Annotated in this window: 19 protein-coding genes; 4 read left to right on the plus strand and 15 right to left on the minus strand. The window is 69.5% G+C overall.

Annotation, left to right across the window (positions count from 1 at the left end; genetic code table 11):
- Position 1 precedes the first annotated feature (1 nt).
- The 11 genes from ACZK39_RS00880 to ACZK39_RS00930 all read right to left on the minus strand — a co-directional run bounded on the left by ACZK39_RS00880 (position 2) and on the right by ACZK39_RS00930 (position 9,523).
- The gene (locus ACZK39_RS00880) at positions 2-700 is read right to left on the minus strand and encodes a histidine phosphatase family protein (protein WP_370585745.1); all 699 of its coding nucleotides are present in this window, start codon (positions 698-700) and stop codon (positions 2-4) included.
- The gene (rsfS, locus tag ACZK39_RS00885) at positions 616-1,020 is read right to left on the minus strand and encodes a ribosome silencing factor (RefSeq protein WP_463612237.1); all 405 of its coding nucleotides are present in this window, start codon (positions 1,018-1,020) and stop codon (positions 616-618) included. Before rsfS ends, ACZK39_RS00880 begins: the two co-directional genes overlap by 85 nt.
- Positions 1,007-1,675, minus strand: a complete 669-nt coding sequence (nadD, locus tag ACZK39_RS00890; RefSeq protein ID WP_182782985.1) for a nicotinate-nucleotide adenylyltransferase — start codon at positions 1,673-1,675, stop codon at positions 1,007-1,009. The genes rsfS and nadD overlap by 14 nt, the downstream gene beginning before the upstream one ends.
- Complete coding sequence (locus ACZK39_RS00895) at positions 1,672-1,809, minus strand: hypothetical protein (RefSeq protein WP_182782986.1); 138 nt, start codon at positions 1,807-1,809, stop codon at positions 1,672-1,674. The genes nadD and ACZK39_RS00895 overlap by 4 nt, the downstream gene beginning before the upstream one ends.
- A 598-nt stretch (positions 1,810-2,407) precedes the next feature.
- A complete protein-coding gene (locus ACZK39_RS00900) occupies positions 2,408-3,649 on the minus strand; it encodes a glutamate-5-semialdehyde dehydrogenase (RefSeq protein WP_182799608.1) in 1,242 nt (413 codons plus the stop codon).
- Positions 3,650-3,772: 123 nt separating this feature from the next.
- Entirely contained in the window at positions 3,773-4,375 is a 603-nt protein-coding gene (locus tag ACZK39_RS00905; RefSeq protein WP_182782988.1) for an SWEET family sugar transporter, read from the minus strand.
- 90 nt (positions 4,376-4,465) lie between these two features.
- Positions 4,466-5,563, minus strand: a complete 1,098-nt coding sequence (gene proB / locus ACZK39_RS00910; RefSeq protein ID WP_182782989.1) for a glutamate 5-kinase — start codon at positions 5,561-5,563, stop codon at positions 4,466-4,468.
- The gene (gene obgE / locus ACZK39_RS00915; protein ID WP_182799605.1) at positions 5,553-7,061 is read right to left on the minus strand and encodes a GTPase ObgE; all 1,509 of its coding nucleotides are present in this window, start codon (positions 7,059-7,061) and stop codon (positions 5,553-5,555) included. Before obgE ends, proB begins: the two co-directional genes overlap by 11 nt.
- A gap of 90 nt (positions 7,062-7,151) precedes the next feature.
- A complete protein-coding gene (gene rpmA / locus ACZK39_RS00920) occupies positions 7,152-7,403 on the minus strand; it encodes a 50S ribosomal protein L27 (RefSeq protein WP_182782991.1) in 252 nt (83 codons plus the stop codon).
- Between the two features lie 12 nt (positions 7,404-7,415).
- Entirely contained in the window at positions 7,416-7,724 is a 309-nt protein-coding gene (rplU, locus tag ACZK39_RS00925) for a 50S ribosomal protein L21 (protein ID WP_182782992.1), read from the minus strand.
- 122 nt (positions 7,725-7,846) lie between these two features.
- Positions 7,847-9,523, minus strand: a complete 1,677-nt coding sequence (locus ACZK39_RS00930) for a ribonuclease J (RefSeq protein ID WP_182782993.1) — start codon at positions 9,521-9,523, stop codon at positions 7,847-7,849.
- Positions 9,524-9,570: 47 nt separating this feature from the next.
- On the opposite strand from ACZK39_RS00930, the gene ACZK39_RS00935 reads away from it, so the two are divergent.
- Together ACZK39_RS00935 and ACZK39_RS00940 are read left to right on the plus strand one after the other, a co-directional pair.
- Positions 9,571-10,098: a GNAT family N-acetyltransferase gene (locus tag ACZK39_RS00935; RefSeq protein WP_182782994.1), complete on the plus strand. Its 528-nt coding sequence runs from the start codon at positions 9,571-9,573 to the stop codon at positions 10,096-10,098.
- A gap of 115 nt (positions 10,099-10,213) precedes the next feature.
- Complete coding sequence (locus tag ACZK39_RS00940) at positions 10,214-11,887, plus strand: BCCT family transporter (RefSeq protein WP_463612238.1); 1,674 nt, start codon at positions 10,214-10,216, stop codon at positions 11,885-11,887.
- A gap of 23 nt (positions 11,888-11,910) precedes the next feature.
- On the opposite strand, the gene dapB is transcribed toward ACZK39_RS00940, so the two are convergent.
- Entirely contained in the window at positions 11,911-12,651 is a 741-nt protein-coding gene (dapB, locus tag ACZK39_RS00945) for a 4-hydroxy-tetrahydrodipicolinate reductase (RefSeq protein WP_463612239.1), read from the minus strand.
- A 136-nt stretch (positions 12,652-12,787) separates the two neighbouring features.
- Entirely contained in the window at positions 12,788-14,989 is a 2,202-nt protein-coding gene (locus tag ACZK39_RS00950) for a polyribonucleotide nucleotidyltransferase (protein ID WP_182782996.1), read from the minus strand.
- A gap of 211 nt (positions 14,990-15,200) precedes the next feature.
- On the opposite strand from ACZK39_RS00950, the gene ACZK39_RS00955 reads away from it, so the two are divergent.
- Entirely contained in the window at positions 15,201-18,548 is a 3,348-nt protein-coding gene (locus ACZK39_RS00955) for a bifunctional proline dehydrogenase/L-glutamate gamma-semialdehyde dehydrogenase (protein ID WP_463612240.1), read from the plus strand.
- Positions 18,549-18,616: 68 nt separating this feature from the next.
- On the opposite strand, the gene rpsO is transcribed toward ACZK39_RS00955, so the two are convergent.
- Positions 18,617-18,880, minus strand: coding sequence for a 30S ribosomal protein S15 (gene rpsO, locus ACZK39_RS00960; protein WP_182782998.1), 264 nt, complete (start codon positions 18,878-18,880; stop codon positions 18,617-18,619).
- 205 nt (positions 18,881-19,085) lie between these two features.
- Between rpsO and ACZK39_RS00965 the strand changes: the two genes are divergently transcribed.
- Positions 19,086-19,565 carry a GNAT family N-acetyltransferase gene (locus tag ACZK39_RS00965; protein WP_182782999.1) on the plus strand — a complete coding sequence of 160 codons (480 nt, stop codon included), beginning with the start codon at positions 19,086-19,088 and terminating at the stop codon, positions 19,563-19,565.
- A gap of 10 nt (positions 19,566-19,575) precedes the next feature.
- Here ACZK39_RS00965 and ACZK39_RS00970 read toward each other — a convergent pair whose 3' ends face one another.
- On the minus strand, positions 19,576-20,463 hold the full coding sequence (locus ACZK39_RS00970) for a bifunctional riboflavin kinase/FAD synthetase (RefSeq protein WP_459054270.1): 888 nt from the start codon (positions 20,461-20,463) through the stop codon (positions 19,576-19,578).
- Positions 20,464-20,466: the final 3 nt, after the last annotated feature.

Below are 20,466 nucleotides of genomic sequence, written 5' to 3' on the forward strand. Positions count from 1 at the left end.
GCTAACGCGGCGGAGTGGGGAATATTCCGACGTTGTGGGCAAGCAGCCGCCAGGCGCCGTGGGCGTGGCCGAGCTCCGAGAAGTGGGCGTTGCCGAGCCCTCCGAGGACTCTGCCGTGTGCACCCACGATGGCGTGGATGACGCGGTTCAGGAGCAGGCCGTGCGACACCACCAGCACTGTCCCTCCCTCGTGCGAGGCCGCGATCTCGAGTAGCGCCGGCAGGCCGCGTGCCACCACGTCGGCCAGCGTCTCACCCTCAGGGGAGCGCCGGAAATCCACCCCATTGGCGTACTTGGCCTCGTAGTCCGGCATCGAGGCCTTGACCTCGTCCCATGTGAGACCGGACCAGCTGCCGACGTCGATCTCCATCAGCCGTGGGTCGGTGAGGATCTCCGCCCCAGGCCGGGCCAGCCGCGCGGTGTCAAGGGCGCGCGAGAGAGGGGAGGAGTAGACAGCGTCCAGGTGGACGTCCGCGAAGACCCCGCGCACCGCCTCGGCCTGCTGCCGCCCCGCCGCGTTCAGCGGCACGTCGGCCTGTCCTTGGAAGCGCTGCTGCGCGTTCCAATCGGTTTGGCCGTGCCTGAGGAGAAGCAGGCGCGTCGAGTGCTCGAGCCTCACTGCGCCGCGTCGTCGCTGACCTCGTCGTCGTCGGGCTCGGGAAGATGGAGCTCCAGCGGGATCTGAGGGCAGTCCTTCCACAGACGCTCGAGGTTGTAGAGCGTGCGCTCCTCCGTGTGCTGGACGTGCACGATGAAGTCGATGTAGTCGAGCAGCACCCAGCGGTTCTCCCGGTCCCCCTCGCGGCGGACGGCCTTGTAGCCGGCCGCGATCAGCTTCTCCTCCACGCCGTCGACGATGGCGCCGACCTGGCGCTCGTTGCCGGCGGAGGCGATGAGGAAGATGTCGGTGATGGCGAGCTGTTCGGACACGTCGAAGGCGACGATCCTGTGGCCCCGCTTATCCGCCGCGGCCTGTGCCGCGATCTGGACGGGCTTCAGCACCTCGTCAGCTACGGTCACTGGGTACTCCTGACTGGGGGGCCGGGTAGAGCCCCCGTTTGGCGATGTATTGGACGATGCCGTCCGGCACGAGGTACCAGATGGGTTCATGGGCGTGGACGCGTTCGCGGCAGTTGGTCGACGAGATGGCCAGGGCAGGAACCTCGAGGAGGGTCACCGCGTCCTCGGGGAGGTGCGCGAGATCGTCGGGGGTCATCGGCACGCCGGGGCGCGTCACGCCCACGAAATGCGCGAGATCGAACAGTTCATCGGCCCCGTACCAGGTGAGGATCTGGCGGACGGCGTCGGCGCCGGTGATGAAGAACAGATCCGTGTTGTCGCCACGCTCTGCGCGGAGGTCCTTGAGCGTGTCGACGGTGTAGGTGTTGCCGGGCCGATCGATGTCCACCCGGGACACGGAGAACCGCGGATTTGACGCGGTGGCGATCACCGTCATCAGGTAGCGGTCCTCGGCGAGGGAGACCTCGCGGTGGCTCTTCTGCCACGGCATGCCCGTGGGGACGAAGACCACCTCATCCAGACCGAACTTGGCCGCCACCTCGGAGGCGGCGACGAGGTGCCCGTGGTGGATGGGGTCGAAGGTGCCGCCCATCACGCCGAGGCGGTAGCGGCGGGAGGACTCCGTGCGCGCCAGTGCGAGCTCGGTGGTGGTCACTTGGAGTGCGGGCGACCCGAACCCATGCCGACGATCCACGCGATCACGCCGAGCAGCGTGGCCAGCGCGAGTGCGCCCATCACCCAGCTCGGCACGGCGGGTGCGGCTGCGGCTGTCTCCAGAAGAAGGCTCATGGCGCCCGATCCTAGCAAGGGATCCCCCGGCAGTCGTCCTCTCGGCTGGTGGTCGTCCCGCACCCCCCGGAATGCGGGCCGCCCGCGAAGCGACATCGCTCCCTGAGGAGGGCCGCCCGCGAAGCGACATCGCTCCCTGAGGAGGGCCGCCCGCGAAGCGACATCGCTCCCTGAGGAGGGCCGCCCGCGAAGCGGCGGGGACCGTCTCGAAGGGTCGTGACTGCCACCTTCACGCGGATCTCGTTGTCGGGTGCGGTGAGCCGTGAGTCAATGCCCGGGCGGCCGTTGTCTAGGGTCTCGATGTTCCGGCCGCCTGGGTCGGTGGTCGGGTTGTTGAGGCCGCCCGGGCATCGTCTCCCATCTCCCCGCACTCGCCCTGTCTGTGGCGTTGTCTTGTTCGGGTGTGGGCCGGCAGGGCGGCGTTGGGGCCGGGTCTGCCTGAGCGGGACGCCGGTTGGGTGATCGTCGGGTTGGGCACCGCAGCGCAGTGCCGCCCTGCCGTCCCCCACCCTCGCTGTCAGGTCCGGGTTCTCGACCCTTCGAGGGACCCTCAGGGGTTTCGCTGGTGAGTCCGGATGCTGGACCCACCCGGGATGTCCTAGGCGCGGACCTGCCCGTCGCCCTCGATGATGTACTTGCTGCTCGTCATCTCCGGGAGCCCCATGGGGCCGCGGGCGTGCAGCTTCTGGGTCGAGATGCCGATTTCGGCGCCGAAGCCGAACTCCCCGCCGTCGACGAAGCGGCTTGAGGCGTTGACGAGCACCGCCGCGGCGTCCACCTCGGCGACGAAACGCTCGGCCGCCTTCCTGCTACGCGTGACGATGGTCTCCGAGTGGCCGGTGGTGTGGGACCGGATGTGCTCGAGCGCCTCGTCGAGGGAGCCGACCACCTTGGCGGCGAGATCCAGGGTCAGGTATTCGGCGTCGTACTCGTCCGGGTTGGCCGGGACGACGGCGTCGGAGTAGGCCGCAGTGGCGGAGTCGCCGTGGACGGTGACCCCGGAGCGGCCGAGGGCCTCAAGTGCCCGCGGGAGGAATTGGTCGGCAATGTCGCGGTGGACAAGGAGGGTCTCCGCGGCGTTGCAGACGCTGGGGCGCTGGGTCTTGGCGTTGAGCAGGATGGTGAGCGCCTGGTCGAGGTCCGCGTCCGCGTCGACATAGACGTGGCAGTTGCCGGTGCCGGTCTCGATCACCGGCACCGTCGACCCGTCGACGACTGCCTGGATGAGCCCTGCGCCGCCGCGCGGGATCAGGACGTCCACCAGGCCGCGGGCGCGCATCAACTCGCCCGTCACCTCCCGGCCGCCTTCGACCAGATGGACGGCGTCGGGGGTGACGCCTGCGGTCTCCAGACCGCTGCGGAGCGCGGCGACGGTGGCGCGGTTGGTGTTGAGCGCCGAGGACGAGCCTCGCAGGAGGGCGGCGTTGCCGGACTTGAGGCAGATGCCGGCCGCGTCCGCGGTGACATTGGGGCGGGCCTCGTAGATGATGCCGACGACGCCGAAAGGCACCCGCACTTGCGTGACCGAGACGCCGTTGGCCAACTTCCATCCCCGGACGACGTCGCCGACGGGGTCGGGGAGGGCTGCAAGGTCGCGGAGACCCTGGACCATGCCCGCGATCCGGGCGGGCGTGAGTGCCAGGCGGTCGACGATGGACTCGGGAGTCCCGGCCGCGCGCGCCCCCGCGACGTCGACGGCGTTGGCCTCGAGCAGGTTGGGTTCGGCCGCGGCGAGGGCGTCTGCCATGGCTGCCAGCGCCCGATCCTTGGCGGCGCGATTCAGCGTGGCCAACTCGATGGCTGCCTTGCGGGCGGCAGTGGCTTGGGTCCGGAATTCCATGCGCCGAGTCTAGGCCGAGTCCCACCGTCGTCTCCGGGAATCTCGCCTGACGCGGCTGGCGCACGCCGGCGCTGGCCGGACGCCGCTATGTCGCGGCGCTGTGGCGGTCGGGCTTCGCCGGGCTCAGACCGCGAGCGCGACGCGGCCGCGGGCGCGCAGGTGCCGGACGACGTAGACAGCGAGGTTGACGGTGCACACCACCGTCATGGCTCCAGCGCAGATGATGAGGGCCCAGTCGGAGGTGAACAGGCCGAACGTGAACCACATCGCCTGGACGAGCAGCATGATCGACAGGTAGCCCACCGACACGCCGGAGAGGTCCGGCGCGCTGACCATCTCACGCAACTGGGAGAACTGGCCGAAGAGCTGGGGCACCGCGATCACGAACCCGAACGCCATCGCTCCGAAGACCAACTCCACGCCGGTCAATGACGCGGCCAGCACCACCGGGAGGACGAGCTGAGGTGCGATGGCCTGCCTCCGGTCCCGAAGGACGAACACGACAATGACCAGCGCGAGCAGCGACATCACCAGGTTGGGCCACTGCATCTGGGCCTTCTGGACCAGGAAGCCGTGCACCATCCATGCGCCCGTGGTGGCCGCAGAGATCTGCCACAGCCGCAGCGACACCCCGGCGCTGGTCCTGGCACGCAGGATCCGGATCAACTGGGGAAGGTTGGACGCCACACCGATGGCTGCAGCCACCCACCCGAAGACCTCGATCACCCGTCCAGGGTAAGCCAGCGCGACTCCCCCGAGAAATCGGCGCATCGTCGCCCAAATTCGTCCGCCTCCGCTGCACGAAGGGGCGTGCGCTCAGTCCTCGGCGAGCATCATGTGGTCGCGGTGCACGACCGGGCGCTGGCCGCGATGACCATCCTCCACGCTGCTGTGTCCCATCTCGGCGATCAGTTCCGCGCTGGAGTAGCCGACGAATCCGCGACCCACAGGCTCCCCGTCCGGCCCGACGATCTCCACCGGCTCGCCCTCGGCGAAGATGCCCACCACCTCGCGCACCCCGATCGCCAGCAGGGACGCCTTCTTCTCCACCAGTGCCCGCCTCGCGCCGGCGTCGACGTGGAGGAAACCGCGGGGCTCCGCCGCGAAGGCGAGCCACAGCAACCGTCGTGGGCGGCGCTTCCGGGTGGGGAGGAACAAGGTGCCCACGTCCTCGCCAGCCAGCGCGCGCTCAAGGTGGTCTGCCAGGCTCAGCACCACGCTGACGCCCGCCTGGGTGGCGATCTCGGCCGCCTGCACCTTGGTGCGCATCCCCCCGGTGCCGACCTTTGACCCCACCCGGGACGTGTCGACCTTGAGGGTGGAGATGTCCTCGACCCGATCGATCCGACGGGCGCCGGGGGTGTCTGGATGGGCCGTGTACAGGCCGTCGACGTCGCTGAGGATGATCAGCGCATCGGCGCGGACCAGGTGGGCGATGAGGGCCGCGAGGCGGTCGTTGTCTCCGAAGCGGATCTCGTGGGTGGCCACGGTGTCGTTCTCGTTGACGATCGGGATCACCCCGAGCCGGAAGAGCCGCGAGATGGTGTTGAGCGCGTTGCGGTAGGTCCTGGGCCGCAACACGTCCTCGACAGTGAGGAGCAGTTGCGCCACGGTGACGCCGTGCTCGGCGAACGCGTCTGAGTAGTGCCTGATCAGGAGCCCCTGGCCGACGGCGGCGGCCGCCTGTTGGGTCTCCAGGTCCCGCGGCCGGCGCCTCAGCCCGAGCGGGCCCAGCGCGGCGGCGATGGCGCCGGAGGTGACGAGGACCACCCGGACCCCGCGACCGTGCAGCGCCGAGAGCACCCGCGCCAGCATCGCCACCCGGGCCGGGTCCAGGTGGCCGTCGGGCCTGGTCAACGAGGACGAGCCGACCTTGACGACCACCCGGTCAGCACCCGCGACCTCAGCCCTCATCGTCGTCGCCCACCTCCGGCGCTGGCTCGTAGCCGGTGGTGGCGAAGTCGATGCCCGAAGCCTTGGCCGCGTGGTAGTCGGCGTCCATCCGACGGCGGCGCGAGGCGGCGGGCCGAGGCGTCTCCAGGCGGACATCCTCGCCGCGACGGCTCAGGATCTCCGCGCCGGTCTCCACCTGCGGGGCGAAGTCGAACACCACTGCGTTCTCGCCTCCGATCGCGACCGCGTCTCCGGGGCGCGCGCCGATCTCGAGCAGCTTCTCCTCGACGCCCAACCTGTTGAGCCGGTCCGCCAGGTAGCCCACGGCCTCGGCGTTGGCGAAGTCCGTCTGTTTGATCCAACGCTCTGGCTTCTCGCCGCGGACCCGCCAGACGAGGCCGCCCTCGCCGTCGCCCTTCTGCACGATGGTGAACTCCGGCCCGGCCGCGCGGCGTGCGACGGGCAGCGGGCGGAGCACCTGCCTGGGCTTGGCAGCCTCGGGCAGCGCGGCGCGCCGGGCGGCCACGATCTCAGCCATGGCGAACTTCAGCTCGTTGAGCCCCTCCCCCGTCTTGGTGGAGATCTCGAAGATCCGGTGCCCGAACTTCGCCAGATCCGGGCGTGCGATCTCCGCCATCTCGTGCGCGTCCGGCAGGTCGACCTTGTTGAGGGCGATCAGGCGCACCCGGTCCTCCAGGCCCCCGTGGGCGGTCAGCTCGGCCTCGATGATCTCCAGGTCCGTCAGCGGGTCACGCCCCGGCTCGTAGGTGCCGAGGTCGATGACGTGCACGATGGCCTGGCACCGCTCGATGTGGCGCAGGAAGTCGAAGCCCAGGCCGCGACCCTCGGAGGCGCCCTCGATCAGGCCGGGCACATCGGCGACGGTGTAGGTGACGTCCCCGGCGACCACGACGCCCAGGTTGGGAATCAGCGTGGTGAACGGGTAGTCGGCGATCTTCGGCCGCGCCCGGGAGATGGCGGCGATCAGCGACGACTTCCCGGCGGACGGGAACCCGACGAGGCCGACGTCGGCGATCACCTTGAGCTCGAGCTGGACCAGCCGGCTCTCCCCCTCCTCGCCGAGCAGCGCGAAGCCGGGAGCCTTGCGTGCGGCCGAGGCCAGCGCCGCGTTGCCGAGCCCGCCCTTGCCCCCGGCTGCGGCGACGTACTCAGCCCCCGGCTCGGTGAGGTCTGCCAGCACCTCCCCTGTCTCGGCGTCGGTCACGACCGTGCCGCTGGGGACCGCCAGGACGACGTCATCGCCGTTGGCTCCGTCGTGGTGGTCGCCCTTGCCCGGCTGCCCGTTGACGGCCTTCCGGACAGATTGGCGGTGGAACTCGACCAGGGTCGAGAGGGAGTCGTCGACCCGGAAGATGATGGAGCCTCCCGTGCCACCGTTGCCGCCGTCCGGTCCCCCCAGCGGAACGAACTTCTCGCGGTGGATGGAGGTGCAGCCGTGGCCGCCGTTGCCGGCCTGAACGGTCAGCTTGACCCGGTCGACGAACGAGGGAATAGCCATGGAAAGCTCCTTATCAGCCGAGGCCGAGTGTATCGAAAAAGCAAGAACGGCCCCGGAGGGCCGTTCTTGTGATGAGTGTCCGCCGAAGGATCAGGCTGTCACGACGTTGACGACGCGACGTCCGCGCTTGACGCCGAACTCCACCTGGCCTTCGACCAGGGCGAAGAGGGTGTCGTCGCCACCGCGACCCACACCGTCACCCGGGTGGAAATGGGTGCCGCGCTGGCGCACGAGGATCTCGCCCGCGCCGACGACCTGGCCTCCGAAGCGCTTCACGCCGAGGCGCTGGGCATTCGAGTCACGACCGTTGCGCGTCGAGGACGCGCCCTTTTTGTGTGCCATAGTGTCAGCTCCTCAGCTCTCGATCCCGGTGACCTTGACCTGGGTGTACCGCTGACGGTGACCCTGGCGCTTCTTGTAGCCGGTCTTGTTCTTGTACTTCAGGATCCGGATCTTCGGACCCTTCTTCATGCCCAGCACCTCAGCGGTGACGCTGATCTTGCCGAGTCCCTTGGCATCTGAGGTGATCTTGTCGCCGTCGACCAGCAGCAGCGGCTGCAGGGTGACGGTGTTGCCGACCTCTTCGGACACCAGATCGATGTCCAGGACGTCGCCAACAGCCACCTTGTGCTGACGTCCACCGTTGCGCACGATCGCGTACACGACTGACCTACCTTCTTGTTTGCTTCAAGCCTTGCGGCGCGCCCGACCCGACAGGGGGCAAAGCACCGAGGGCCAACTGTACGTGGGCGCCCCGCACCCGGTCAAACCGGGCAATGCCCATTCTAGGTGGTGACAACCACCGGCACGATCATCGGGCGGCGACGCAGTGACCGCGCCACCCACTGGCCCACCACGCGGCGGGTCACCTGCTGCAGGCGGAAGGAGTCGTTGACCCCGTCGCGCATCGCGTCGGTGAGTGCATCGGCCACCCGCTGGCGGGCCTCGTCGAAGACGCTGCTGTCCTCGGCGATGCCGCGGACGTGAATGTCCGGGCCGCTGACGATGGTGCGGTTGTGCACGTCCACAGCCGTGATCACGGAGACGAAGCCCTCCTCGCCCAGGATCCGGCGGTCCATGATGGACTCCGAGATGTCGCCCACGAACGAGCCGTCGACGAAGACGTAGCTCGCATCGATCGAGCCGACCTTCTTGGCGATGCCGTCCTTGAGGTCGATCACGTCTCCGTCGCCGGCCACGATGGTGCGCGCAGCGGGGACGCCCGTGGCCTGCGCGAGCTTGGCGTTGGCGATCAGGTGGCGGGCCTCGCCGTGGACGGGCAGCACGTTGCGGGGCTTCAGGATGTTGTAGCAGTACAACAACTCGCCCGCTGAGGCGTGCCCCGAGACGTGGACCAGCGCGTTGCCTTTGTGGACGACGGTGGCGCCGAGTGCGGAGAGTCCGTTGATGACCCGGTACACGGAGTTCTCGTTGCCGGGGATCAGCGAGCTGGCCAGCAGGACGGTGTCGCCCGGGCCGACCTCGACGACGGGGTGGTCGCTGTTGGCGATCCGGCTGAGCGCGGCCATCGGCTCGCCCTGCGATCCGGTAGAGACGATGACCACCTTGCTCGGCGGGTACTTGTCGATTTCCTTCAGCTCGATGAGGGTCCCGGCCGGCACCTTGAGGAAGCCCAGATCCCGCGCGGTGCCCATGTTGCGCACCATCGAGCGGCCCACGTAGACAACCTTGCGGTCGTGCTTGACGGCCATGTTCAGGATCTGCTGGATGCGGTGCACGTGGCTGGCGAAGCTGGCCACGATCAGCTTGCCCGTGGCCTGATCGAAGACGCGCGCGATGGCGGGCTCGAGGTCCCGCTCCAGGGTGGTGAACCCTGGGGACTCCGCGTTGGTGGAGTCCACCATGAACAGGTCCACACCCTCCTCACCCAGGCGGGCGAAGCCGCGGAGGTCGGTCAGGCGGCCGTCCATCGGCAGCTGGTCCATCTTGAAGTCGCCGGTGTGCAGCACCAGCCCGCCCTTGGTGCGGATCGCCACCGCCAGGGCGTCCGGAATGGAGTGGGTGACGGCGAGGAACTCGAACTCGTAATTGCCGATCTCGACGATGTCGCCCTCCTCGACGGCGTCGAGGTCGAAGTTGCGGATCTTGTGCTCGCGCAGCTTCGTGGCGAGGAACGCCAGGGTCAGCTTCGAGCCGTAGATCGGGATGTCGGGGCGCTTCTTCAACAGATAGGGCACCGCTCCGATGTGGTCCTCGTGGCCGTGGGTGAGGACGAGGGCGACGATGTCGTCGAGCCTGTCGTCGAGGTAGCCCAGCGCGGGGAGGATGAGGTCGACACCGGGGTGGTGATCCTCCGGGAACAGCACACCACAATCCACCAGGGCGATCTGCCCGTCGATCTCGAAGGCGGTCATGTTGCGACCGATGTCCCCGAGCCCTCCGAGCGGGATCACCCGCAACGTTCCTGGGGCCAGTTTGGGGGGTAGTGTCACGTCGGTCATGGGCTCAGGCTAGTGGATAGGGGGGCGGCCGCCCCTACGATGGCGCCATGTCTGTCACCGACACCGTCCGCCTGGCCATGCCCGCCGAAGCCGTCGACGTCGCCCGCGTCCAGCGGCGCGCCTGGGCCGAATCCGGCCTGCTGGCGGCTGCGGGCGGCGGCCTCCCGGCAGACGAGGCGACGCGAGTGTGGCACGAGGCGATCGTCAAGCCCCCGCTGGCCCACCTGCGCGTGCTGGTGGCCATCGGCGACGTGGGCGTGGTGGGGTTCGCCGTCACCGGGCCGAGCGGGGATCCGGACCGCGCCGAGCGCGACGGGACGGTCGCGGAGTTCGTCGTCGACCCTCGGCACCGGGGCGCCGGCCACGGATCGCGTCTGATCAACGCCGCCGTCGACACGCTGCGCCGGGACGGCTATCTGGTGGCGACGATGTGGGTTCGGGCCTCCGACGATGCGCTGCGGGCCTTCCTGTCCGGCTGCGGCTGGGCTGCGGACGGTGCGCACCAGGAGATCGGGACCGACGATGGCGCCCCCGGCATCAAGCTGATCCGGATGCACACCGACATCTCGGTGTGATCGAGACAGGAGACTTGCGACCCGTCCACGGCCCGTGACAGGGTGGAGGCTTGTTTTTCGCGTAACCGAGTGACTCTGAGCCTACTGAACCTGAACCTGACCGAGGGAGCCCGCAGTGCCCACACCCCTGACCCCGCGCGCCGTCGAGCCCGACATGGCCACTGATGCGGGCGAACCGCCGACGGAGGGTGGGGGCCTCAACCGTTGGGTCTTCGGCTCGTCGGCGCTCATCATCCTCGCCGCCCTGACAGTGGCCCTCATCGCACCGCAGGCGTTCAATGACGTCGTCTCGGCCATCAACACCGTCGTGGTCAACTCGATCGGCTGGTACTACGTGGCCCTCGTCTCGGGCTTCGTCATCTTCGCTCTCGTCGTCGCCTTCAGCAAGCTCGGCACCATCCGGCTGGGCCCCTCCGACGAGGCCCCGCAGTATCCGTGGCGGACATGGTTCGCGATGCTGTTCGCCGCCGGGATGGGCATCGGGCTCGTGTTCTGGGGCGTCGCGGAGCCCCTGTGGCACCTCGCGGCGCCGCCGCCCGGATTCGGGGAGTCGGGTATCGAGGCGCAGGGTCGCCGGGCCATGGCGCAGACCTTCCTGCACTGGGGCGTGCACGCCTGGGCCGTGTACGTGGTCGTCGGACTGGCTGTGGCCTACGCCGTCCACCGCAAGGGGCGCCCCGTCTCCATCCGGTGGGCCCTCGAGCCGATCCTCGGCAAGCGGACCAACGGGCCCATCGGTGACGCGATCGACATCGCGGCTGTCGTGGGCACCCTGTTCGGCGTGGCCACCTCATTGGGTCTCGGCGTCAACCAGATCGCGGCCGGCCTGGAGCACCTCGGTCTAGTCGACGGCAGCACCACCGTCAAGCTGCTGATCATCGCCGGCATCACCGTGCTCGCGACCCTGTCGGTGGTCTCCGGGCTGGATCGCGGCATCGCCTTCCTGTCGCGCGCCAACCTGTGGCTGGCCGCGCTCCTCATGGTGGCCGTGCTGATCCTCGGACCCACCCTGTTCGTGCTGCGCGAACTGGTCTCCGGATTCGGCGGCTACATCCAGAACTTCGTGTCGATGTCCTTCCAGACCTTCGCGTTCTACGGTGATCGGGGCGAGTCCTGGCTCGGCGCCTGGACCACCTACTACTGGGGATGGTGGATCGCCTGGTCCCCGTTCGTGGGTGTGTTCATCGCCCGCATCTCCCGCGGCCGCACCGTGCGGGAGTTCGTCTCCGGCGTCCTGCTGGTTCCCACCGCCGTCACCATGCTGTGGTTCTCGGTCATGGGCGGCACCGCCCTCTACCAGCAGATCTTCGGCGGGGCAGACCACATCGTCGACGGTTCGGTGAGCACCAACACCGCCCTGTTCGACATGCTGGGCCAGCTGCCCGGCGGCTCACTCCTGTCAGGGGTGGCGATCGTTCTCGTGCTGGTGTTCTTCGTCACCAGCTCGGACTCGGGTTCGTTCGTGGTGGACATGTTGACCCACAACGGCAACCCGAATCCGCCTGTGTGGTCCCGGGTCTTCTGGTCCGTGCTGGAGGGCTCGATCGCTGCGGTGCTCATCTGGGCCAGCTCTGCCGCATTGGGCGGAGACACCTCGGGGATCTCCGCTCTCCAGGCCCTGACGATCGTGGCGGCGGCACCGTTCTCGCTGGTGATGATCGGCATGTGCTTCTCCGTGGTCAAGGCGCTCCGGCACGACGTCGCGGTGTGGGAACGGGCCGAGGAGACACTTCTGCGCCGCGAGCTGGCTGAGGAGGCCGCCAAGCTCGCCGCGGACCCGCCCCAGTGAGGTGAGGTGAGGGCTGGGGCTCGTCAGAGTCCCAGCACTGACTCCATCTCGTGCGTCAGGCCGGGGTGGTCCACAACATGGCGGATGCCTGCCACCACGCCGGGCATGAACGAGACTCGCTCGAAGGAGTCATGGCGGACGGTCAGCGTCTCTCCCGTGTCGCCGAAGAGGACCTCCTGGTGTGCCACCAGTCCCTGCAACCGGATGCCGTGGATGTGGATGCCGTCCACCACGGCACCCCGGGCGCCGTCGTCATGGACGGTGGCGTCCGGGACCGGGCCCAACTCCGCCTCCGCGCGGGCCGCCGCGATCCGACGCGCCGTCGTGGCCGACGTGCCGGAGGGGGCGTCGGCCTTGTTGGGGTGGTGCAGTTCGATGATCTCCGCCGACGGGTAGAAGGGCGCTGCCAGTGCGGCGAACTTCATCATGAGCACCGCCCCGATGGAGAAGTTGGAGGCGATCAGCACCCCCACCTCGGGGTGCGCGGCGCAGAGCTCCCGCACTCTCGCGAGGCGCTCATCGTTGAAGCCGGTGGTGCCGATCACCATGTGCAGCCCGCGCCCGAGGCACCACTCGATGTTGTCCATCACCGCGTCAGGGTGTGTGAAGTCCACCACCACCTGGGCCCGGTTGACCAGTTCCCGGGGCTCCCCCAGGTCCGCGCCACCCACGGGGGTCATGCCCTCGGCGCGGGTGACGGCCCGGACCACCTCGCTGCCCATCTTGCCGCTGACTCCGAACACGCCCACGCGAATCTCTGTCATAGGTGATCCCTTCTGGTTCTCTTCCATCTCCATCCAAGCATCGACGGCAGGGTGGCGCCACCCTCCGGGGAACGCCGCAGGGGCGGGCCCGGTTCATCCGGACCCGCCCCTGCGGTGTGTGCCTGTGTGACCGAGGTCAGTCGTTCGACTCGGCCTTCTCCTCCACCACCGGGATCAGCGACAGCTTGCCGCGATCGTCGATGTCGGAGATCTCCACCTGGAGCTTCTGGCCCACAGACAGGATGTCCTCGACGTTCTCGACGCGGGCGCCGCCGGCCAGGGGGCGCAGCTTCGAGATGTGAAGGAGTCCGTCCTTGCCAGGCAGCAGCGACACGAAGGCGCCGAAGGTCGTGAGCTTGACGACGGTGCCCAGGTAGCGCTCGCCGCGCTCCGGCAGGTGCGGGTTGGCGATGGCGTTGATGGCGGCGACAGCGGCATCCGCTGCCTCGCCGGTCTCGGCGCCGACGTAGACGGTGCCGTCGTCCTCGATCGAGATGTTCGCGCCGGTGTCGTCCTGGATCTGGTTGATCATCTTGCCCTTGGGGCCGATGATCTCGCCGATCTTGTCCACCGGGATGCGCACCGTGATGATGCGGGGAGCGAAGGGGCTCATCTCATCCGGCACGTCGATGGCCTCGTTCATGACGTCCAGCAGCGTGTGCCGGGCGTCACGGGCCTGCAGCAGCGCCTTCTGAAGCTCGAGGGCGGGGATGCCGTTGAGCTTGGTGTCCAGCTGCAGCGCGGTGAGGAAGTCCCTCGTGCCGGCCACCTTGAAGTCCATGTCGCCGAGCGCGTCCTCGGCACCCAGGATGTCGGTCAGCGCGATGTACTTCGTCTCGCCGTCGACCTCCTCGGACATGAGGCCCATGGCGATGCCCGCGACAGCGGACTTCAGCGGGACGCCCGCGTTGAGCAGCGACAGCGTCGAGGCGCACACCGAGCCCATCGACGTGGAGCCGTTGGAGCCCAGCGCCTCCGAGACCTGACGGATGGCGTAGGGGAACTCCGAGCGCGTGGGCAGCACGGGGATGAGTGCCCGCTCGGCCAGCGCGCCATGGCCGACCTCGCGGCGCTTCGGGGAGCCGACGCGGCCGGTCTCGCCCGTCGAGAAGGGCGGGAAGTTGTAGTTGTGCATGTAGCGCTTGGTGCGCTCCGGGGAGAGGGTGTCGATCTTCTGCTCCATGTCCAGCATGTTCAGGGTCGAGACACCCATGATCTGGGTCTCGCCGCGCTGGAAGAGAGCCGAACCGTGGACGCGCGGGATGACCGCGACCTCCGCCGCCAGCTCGCGGATCTCAGCCGGGCCGCGACCGTCGATGCGGACCGCGTCGGTGAGGGTGCGGTGGCGCACGAGCTTCTTCGTCAGCGCCTTGAGTGAGGCGGACACCTCACTGAGGCGACCCTCGAAGCGCTGGGCGAGCTGCTCGGTGACGTCCTGACGGATGGCGTGGGTGGCCTCGTCACGCTCCTGCTTGCCGGCGATCTGCATGGCCTCGGCCACGCGGGCGCTGGCCAGCTCGGAGACGGCCTCGAACACGTCGTCCTGGTAGTCACGGAAGACCGGGAAGTCGTAGGTCTCCTTGGGCAGCTTCGCGGCCAGTTCGGACTGGGCGTCGCACAGCGCCTTGATGAAGGGCTTGGCCGCCTCGAGACCCAGGCCCACGACCTCTTCGGTGGGGGCGGTCTTGCCGGAGCGGACGAGCTCCCATGTGGCCTCGGTGCCGCCGGCTTCAACCATCATGATGGCGACGTCGCCGTCGGCCAGCACGCGGCCGGCCACCACCATCTGGAAGACGGACTTGGACACCTGCTCGACGGAGGGGAATGCCACCCACTGGTCGTCGATGAGGGCCACCCGAACGCCGCCGATGGGGCCGGAGAACGGCAGCCCGGCGATCTGGGTGGACATCGACGCAGCGTTGATGGCGACGACGTCGTACATGACGTTGGGGTTGAGCGACAGGACGGTGACAACCACCTGGACCTCGTTGCGCAGGCCCTTGACGAACGCGGGGCGCAGCGGGCGGTCGATGAGGCGGCAGGCGAGGATGGCGCCCTCGCCCGGGCGGCCTTCGCGACGGAAGAACGAGCCGGGGATCTTGCCCGCGGCGTACATGCGCTCCTCGACGTCGACGGTGAGGGGGAAGAAGTCGAGTGCGTCGCGCGGGGTCTTCTGCGCGGTGGTGGCCGACAGCAACATGGTGTCGCCGTCCAGGTAGACGGCGGCCGAGCCATCGGCCTGCTGGGCCAGCACGCCGGCCTCGAAACGTACAGTGTGCTTGCCGAACTTGCCGTTGTCGATCACGGCTTCAGCGAATTCGATGCCTGGTCCTTCCATGGACAGGCTCCTTTCGATTGGGTGTCGCCACCCGCGCACGGCGATGCTCGCCACGCCTGCCGGTCTTCGATCGAGGCCCGCGGGTGCGCGCTCTCTGGGCGCCCGAAAGCCACTACCGAGGACCAGACGGACACGTGCGCTGGGCGGCGGGGTGGTATGAAACATATTCAGTTGTCCGGTGCAGTCTAGCCGCTTGGGCCACGATGGTTGAATGCTCAGTGTCACCACCCCGCAGTCCGTGGAGGCCGCGGTGGCCACCGCACGACGATGGGCTGCCGAGACCGCCGGCCGCTCCGAGCCCCCCGCGGCGCGGCTGCTGGCGAGGGTCCTCTCCCACCCGCGCGGCCTGGCGTTCACCCTGGATTTCGTCGACGGGGTGCTCCGCCCCGAGGATCCTACGGTGGCCGGCGCGGCGCTGGGGGCGCTGGCGCGACGCCCGGCCCCGTTCCTGCCCCTTCCGCTGCGGTGGGGCCTCCGGGCGGTCCGCATCGCACCCAGGCCCGCCCTCCCTCTGGTCCGCGCGGCCTTCGCCGCGCTGGTGGGCGACCTGGTCATCGACGTGGGGCGGCGGCTGGGCCCATCGCTGCGGCACGCCCGGCGGCGCGGCGCAGACCTCAACGTCAACCTCCTCGGCGAGGCCGTCCTCGGGGACGCCCACGCCGCCGGGAGGCTCCGCGAGACGATGCGCCTGCTGGCGCGCGACGACGTGGACTACGTCTCCATCAAGGTCTCAGCCGTCCTGGGACCGCACTCCCCCTGGGCGCACGCCCAGACCGTGGAGGAGGCCGTCACGAGACTCCGGCCCCTGATGCTCCTGGCCGCCCGCGCAGGCAAGTTCGTCAACCTCGACATGGAGGAGTACCGGGACCTGCACCTCACCCTGGACGTGTTCGCCGAGCTCGTCCTCGACCCGGAGCTGCTCGGACTGCGGGCGGGTCTGGCGGTACAGACCTACCTCAAGGAGTCCGGCCTGGTGCTTCGCCGAATCGACGAGCTGGCCAGGCGACGGGTCGCGGCTGGTGGCGCGCCGCTGAAGGTCCGGCTCGTCAAGGGCGCCAACCTTGCGATGGAGCGGGTGCAGGCCGAACTTCGGGGCTGGGAGAACCCGGTCCTGGATGGCAAGGCGGCCACCGACGCCAGCTTCCTGCGCGCGCTGGAATTCTGCCTGACCCCGGAGCGGGCCGCACGGCTCCTGGTGGGGGTGGCCAGCCACAACGTCTACTCGGTGGCCGCCGCGTGGGAGCTCGCCAAGGCGAGGGGCGTGACCGGCCAGCTCGACGTCGAGATGCTCTCCGGCATGGGGACACCGCTCCAGCACGTGATCCTCCGCGAGGTCGGGCGCCTGCGGCTCTACGTCCCGGTAGTGCCGCGCGCGGAGTTCGACTCGGCCATCTCCTACCTCGTGCGTCGGCTGGAGGAGAACGCCGCCCCGGAGAACTTCATGTCGGGCGCCGCCCACCTCGGCCGTGACGCCGGGTTCCTGGACCGGGAGGAGGCGCGGTTCCGCCGTGCCCTCACCCTCGTGAACTCCCCAACGCCTCAGCAGTGGGCCACGCAGGCCCGACCCACCGGCGGCCACGGCTTCGTCAACGCGCAGGACACCGAACCGGCGCTGCGGGCCAACCAGGCGTGGGCCGCCGGCATCCACGCACTCCTCCCCAGCCCGGGGTTGGGCGCTGCGAGGGTGAGCCACGCCACCGTGACCTCGTCCGCAGGCATCGACGAGACGCTCCGCCGCGGCAGGGACGCCGGAGCGGTATGGGCCGCCGTCCCACCGGTTGAGCGGGCCGCCGCCCTGCGCCGGCTGGCGGGTGAGCTTGAGGCGGGCCGGACGGCGCTCGTGGCGGTGGCGGCCGACGAGGTGGGCAAGCTGATCGACCAGGCCGACGTGGAGGTCTCGGAGGCGGTTGATTTCGCCCACTACTACGCCGAGCGGGCCATCGACCGCATCGAGGGCGCCCACCACGTCCCGCCTGGGCTGACCGTCGTCGCGCCGCCGTGGAACTTCCCCATCGCCATCCCCCTGGGGGGTGTGGCGGCCGCCCTCGCCGCTGGGTCGGCCGTCGTCCTCAAACCCGCACCCCCGGCCCGGAGGACCGCAGCGCTGCTCGCCGAGGCCTGCGACCGCTCGGGGCTGCCGCCGGGGCTGGTGCAGCTGGTGGTGGTCGACGACGGCCCCCTGGGTGAGTCCCTCCTGTCGGATCCCCGGGTGGAGCTCGTGATCCTCACCGGGGCCGCGGAGACCGCGTCACTGTTCCGGTCCTGGCGTCCGTCGATGCCCCTGCTCGCCGAGACCTCGGGCAAGAACGCGATCGTCGTGACGGCGTCGGCCGACCTCGACCTGGCGGTCGCGGACCTGGTGATCTCGGCGTTCGGGCATGCCGGCCAGAAGTGCTCGGCGGCATCCCTGGGGATCCTGGTGGGGTCCGTGGCGCGGTCGCGGCGGTTCCTCGACCAACTGCTCGACGCTGTGGGGTCGCTGAGGGTGGCCTGGCCGATCGACCCGGCGGCCCAGATGGGGCCCCTCACCGAGCCACCCAGGGACAAGCTGCTGCGCGGCCTCACCGGACTCGAGCCGGGCCAGCGCTGGTTGATCCGGCCCCGCCGCCACGACGACCGGCTGTGGAGCCCCGGCGTCCGCGCCGGGGTCCGCCCAGGCAGCGAGTTCCATCAGGTGGAGTACTTCGGCCCGGTGCTCGGCCTGATGGAGGCCGCCTCACTCACGGAGGCTCTCCGGTGGCAGAACGGCACCCCCTACGGCCTCACTGCGGGGCTCCACTCGTTGGACGAGCGGGAGATCAACACCTGGCTGGACGGCATCGAGGCGGGCAACTGCTACGTCAACCGCACCATCACCGGCGCCATCGTCCGCCGGCAGCCGTTCGGCGGCTGGAAGCGCTCAGCCGTGGGCCCCGGCGCCAAGGCCGGCGGGCCGCACTACGTGCAGAGCCTGGGCCGCTGGGAGGCCGATGAGGAGTGGCCGGGCACGGGCGCCGTCCCCACCTCACCGATGCTGGCGCGGTTGGTCCGCGCCTCGCGGGCCGCCCTCGGCGAGGCCGACGCGCTTCGGCTCGGCGCCGCCGCGGCGGGTGACGAGGAGGCGGCGCGGGCGGTGTTCCTCGCCTCGCACGACCCCACCGCCCTGTCCGCAGAGCGCAACGTCCTACGCTACCGGCCGGTGACAGTGACCGTCCGCGTCGAGGAGTGCGAGGAGTGGGGCGTTTTCCGCGAGGCCTCAGCCGCGCTGGCGGTGGGCGCACGGGCGGGTTTCTCTGTGCGCCGGCCGCTCAGCGGGGGTGTCGCGGCGGCGCTGGACGAGGCCGGTCTCGAGGTGAGGGTCGAGGACGACGCGCGCTTCGACGCCGCAGCCACAGGGCGGATCAGGCACCTCGGGCGGCGCGATCTGCTCGCGGACCTCGGCGGCTCGATCGACGCCACCGTGTACCCCGGCGGCCCGCTGCCGGGTCGCCTCGCCTGCCTGCCCTACGTGCGGGAACAATCCGTGTCGCTCACCGCGCACCGCTTCGGGAACGCCTCCCGGATCCAGCTCGACCTGTAGGAGGGGAGAGGAAACGGTTCAGGGCACCCCGAGATGGGGTGCCCTGAACCGTGATTAGTGGTCCGCGATCAGCGGCGCAGGCCGAGGCGTGCGATCAGCGCGCGGTAGTGCTCAATATCGTTCTTGGCGACGTAGTTGAGCAGCCGGCGGCGCTGGCCGACCATGAGCAGCAGGCCTCGGCGGCTGTGGTGGTCTCCCTTGTGAGCCTTGAGGTGCTCAGTGAGGTGGGAGATCCGCTTGGTCAGCAGCGCGATCTGCACGTCAGGCGAGCCGGTGTCCCCGGGTGCGATGGCGTAGTCGTCGATGATCTTCTTCTTGTCCACAGCGTCCATAAATATGGGTCCTTCCGGTTCGCTGCACGGCGCCCCCGTTGCGGGTGCTGTCGGGGCTCTGACGGGTCCGTGGCCGATCGAACGGCAACCTGGGAACCCTATCACCGCCAGTGCAGCTCCCCCAAACCGCTCACTGTCCGGGGGTCGGACTCCGTGAAAGGGGTAGGGTGGGACCAGTCCCCTGCAGAGTGAACAAGGAGCCCCTATGGCCGTCGCCGTCCGTCCTGCGACATCAGCAGATCTTGAGGCCCTGCGCTCACGTCAGTCGCGGCCGGAGCTCGGTCTGGTTGACGAGCACTTCGAGGCGCAGCAGCGCGGCGCACTGATCTTCGCGGTCGCCTTCGACGGCGACGAGCCTCTGGGCACGGCGGTGCTGGACCTCGACGCGGACTCGATGACTCCCGAGCTGCGCAACATGTTCGTCTACCCGGAGGCCCGTCGCAAGGGCGCCGGCCGGGCATTGAGCCAGTTTCTCGAGTCGGAGGCTCGCGCCCGCGGCTTTGCAGCGGTGTACCTCGCGGTGGATCCCAACAATGAGAAGGCCGTGCCGCTGTACATCTCGCTCGAATATCACCCCACAGGCGAGCACCTGTTTGTCGACGAGCCCGAGGTGCAGCAGGTGGATCCCGACGCTGAGCCCAGCCAGCACTACGCCATCTACAAAAAGTCGCTGACCGCCCGCTGACCGGTGGGGCTCAGCCGAGGAGCCGCCGCCTGGCTGCCTCCACGTCGGCTCCCATCTGCTCGACCAAGGCGTCGATGCCGGTGAAACGCACCTGTCCGCGGAGCCGCTCGACGAAGTCCACGGCCACCTCCACCCCGTACAGCTCGAGGTCCGTGCGGTCCAGGACGTAGCTCTCCACCCTGCGATCCGCACCGTCGAACGTGGGATTGGTGCCCACCGAGATGGCCGCCGGCATGGGCTCGCTGCCCCGTTCGTCGAGGTTGGTCAGCCACCCGGCGTAGACGCCGTCTGCGGGCACGGCCATCTCGGTGGACACGGTGAGGTTCGCCGTCGGGAAGCCGAGGTCCCTGCCGCGTTGGTCACCCACGACCACCACCCCGCGGAATCGGAAGGGCCTGGTGAGGTGTTGGGCCGCGCCCGCCACGTCCCCGGCTGCCAACAGCTCCCGGATGGCGGTGGAGCAGGTGACCTCATGGTTGATCACCTCGAGCTGGAGCGGGATCACCTCGAACCGTCCCGCGCCGAGCTCGGCGAGCGTCCGCACGTCGCCCGCGGCGCGATGACCGAAGCGGAAGTTCTCCCCCACAACCACGCGCACCGGGTGAAGAGGGATGAGGAACCGGTCCACGAACTCGGCCGGGGACATCGCCGCCACCTCCGGGGTGAACCGGATCACGCGCACCTCGTGAGCCCCGGCACCCTTGAGCAGTTCTATGCGGGTCCGGAGATCGCTCAACAGCTTCGGGGCCGCGGCGGGGCGCAGCACCGTCACCGGGTGTGGCCAGAAGGTCAGCACGACCAGCGGGTGATCGACGTCGCGCGTCGCCTCGGCCAGCACGCGGCGATGGCCGACATGTACCCCGTCGAAGTTGCCGATGACGACGACCGTTTCAGTCACAGT

The sequence above is a fragment of the Tessaracoccus luoxuelianae genome (assembly GCF_055326245.1).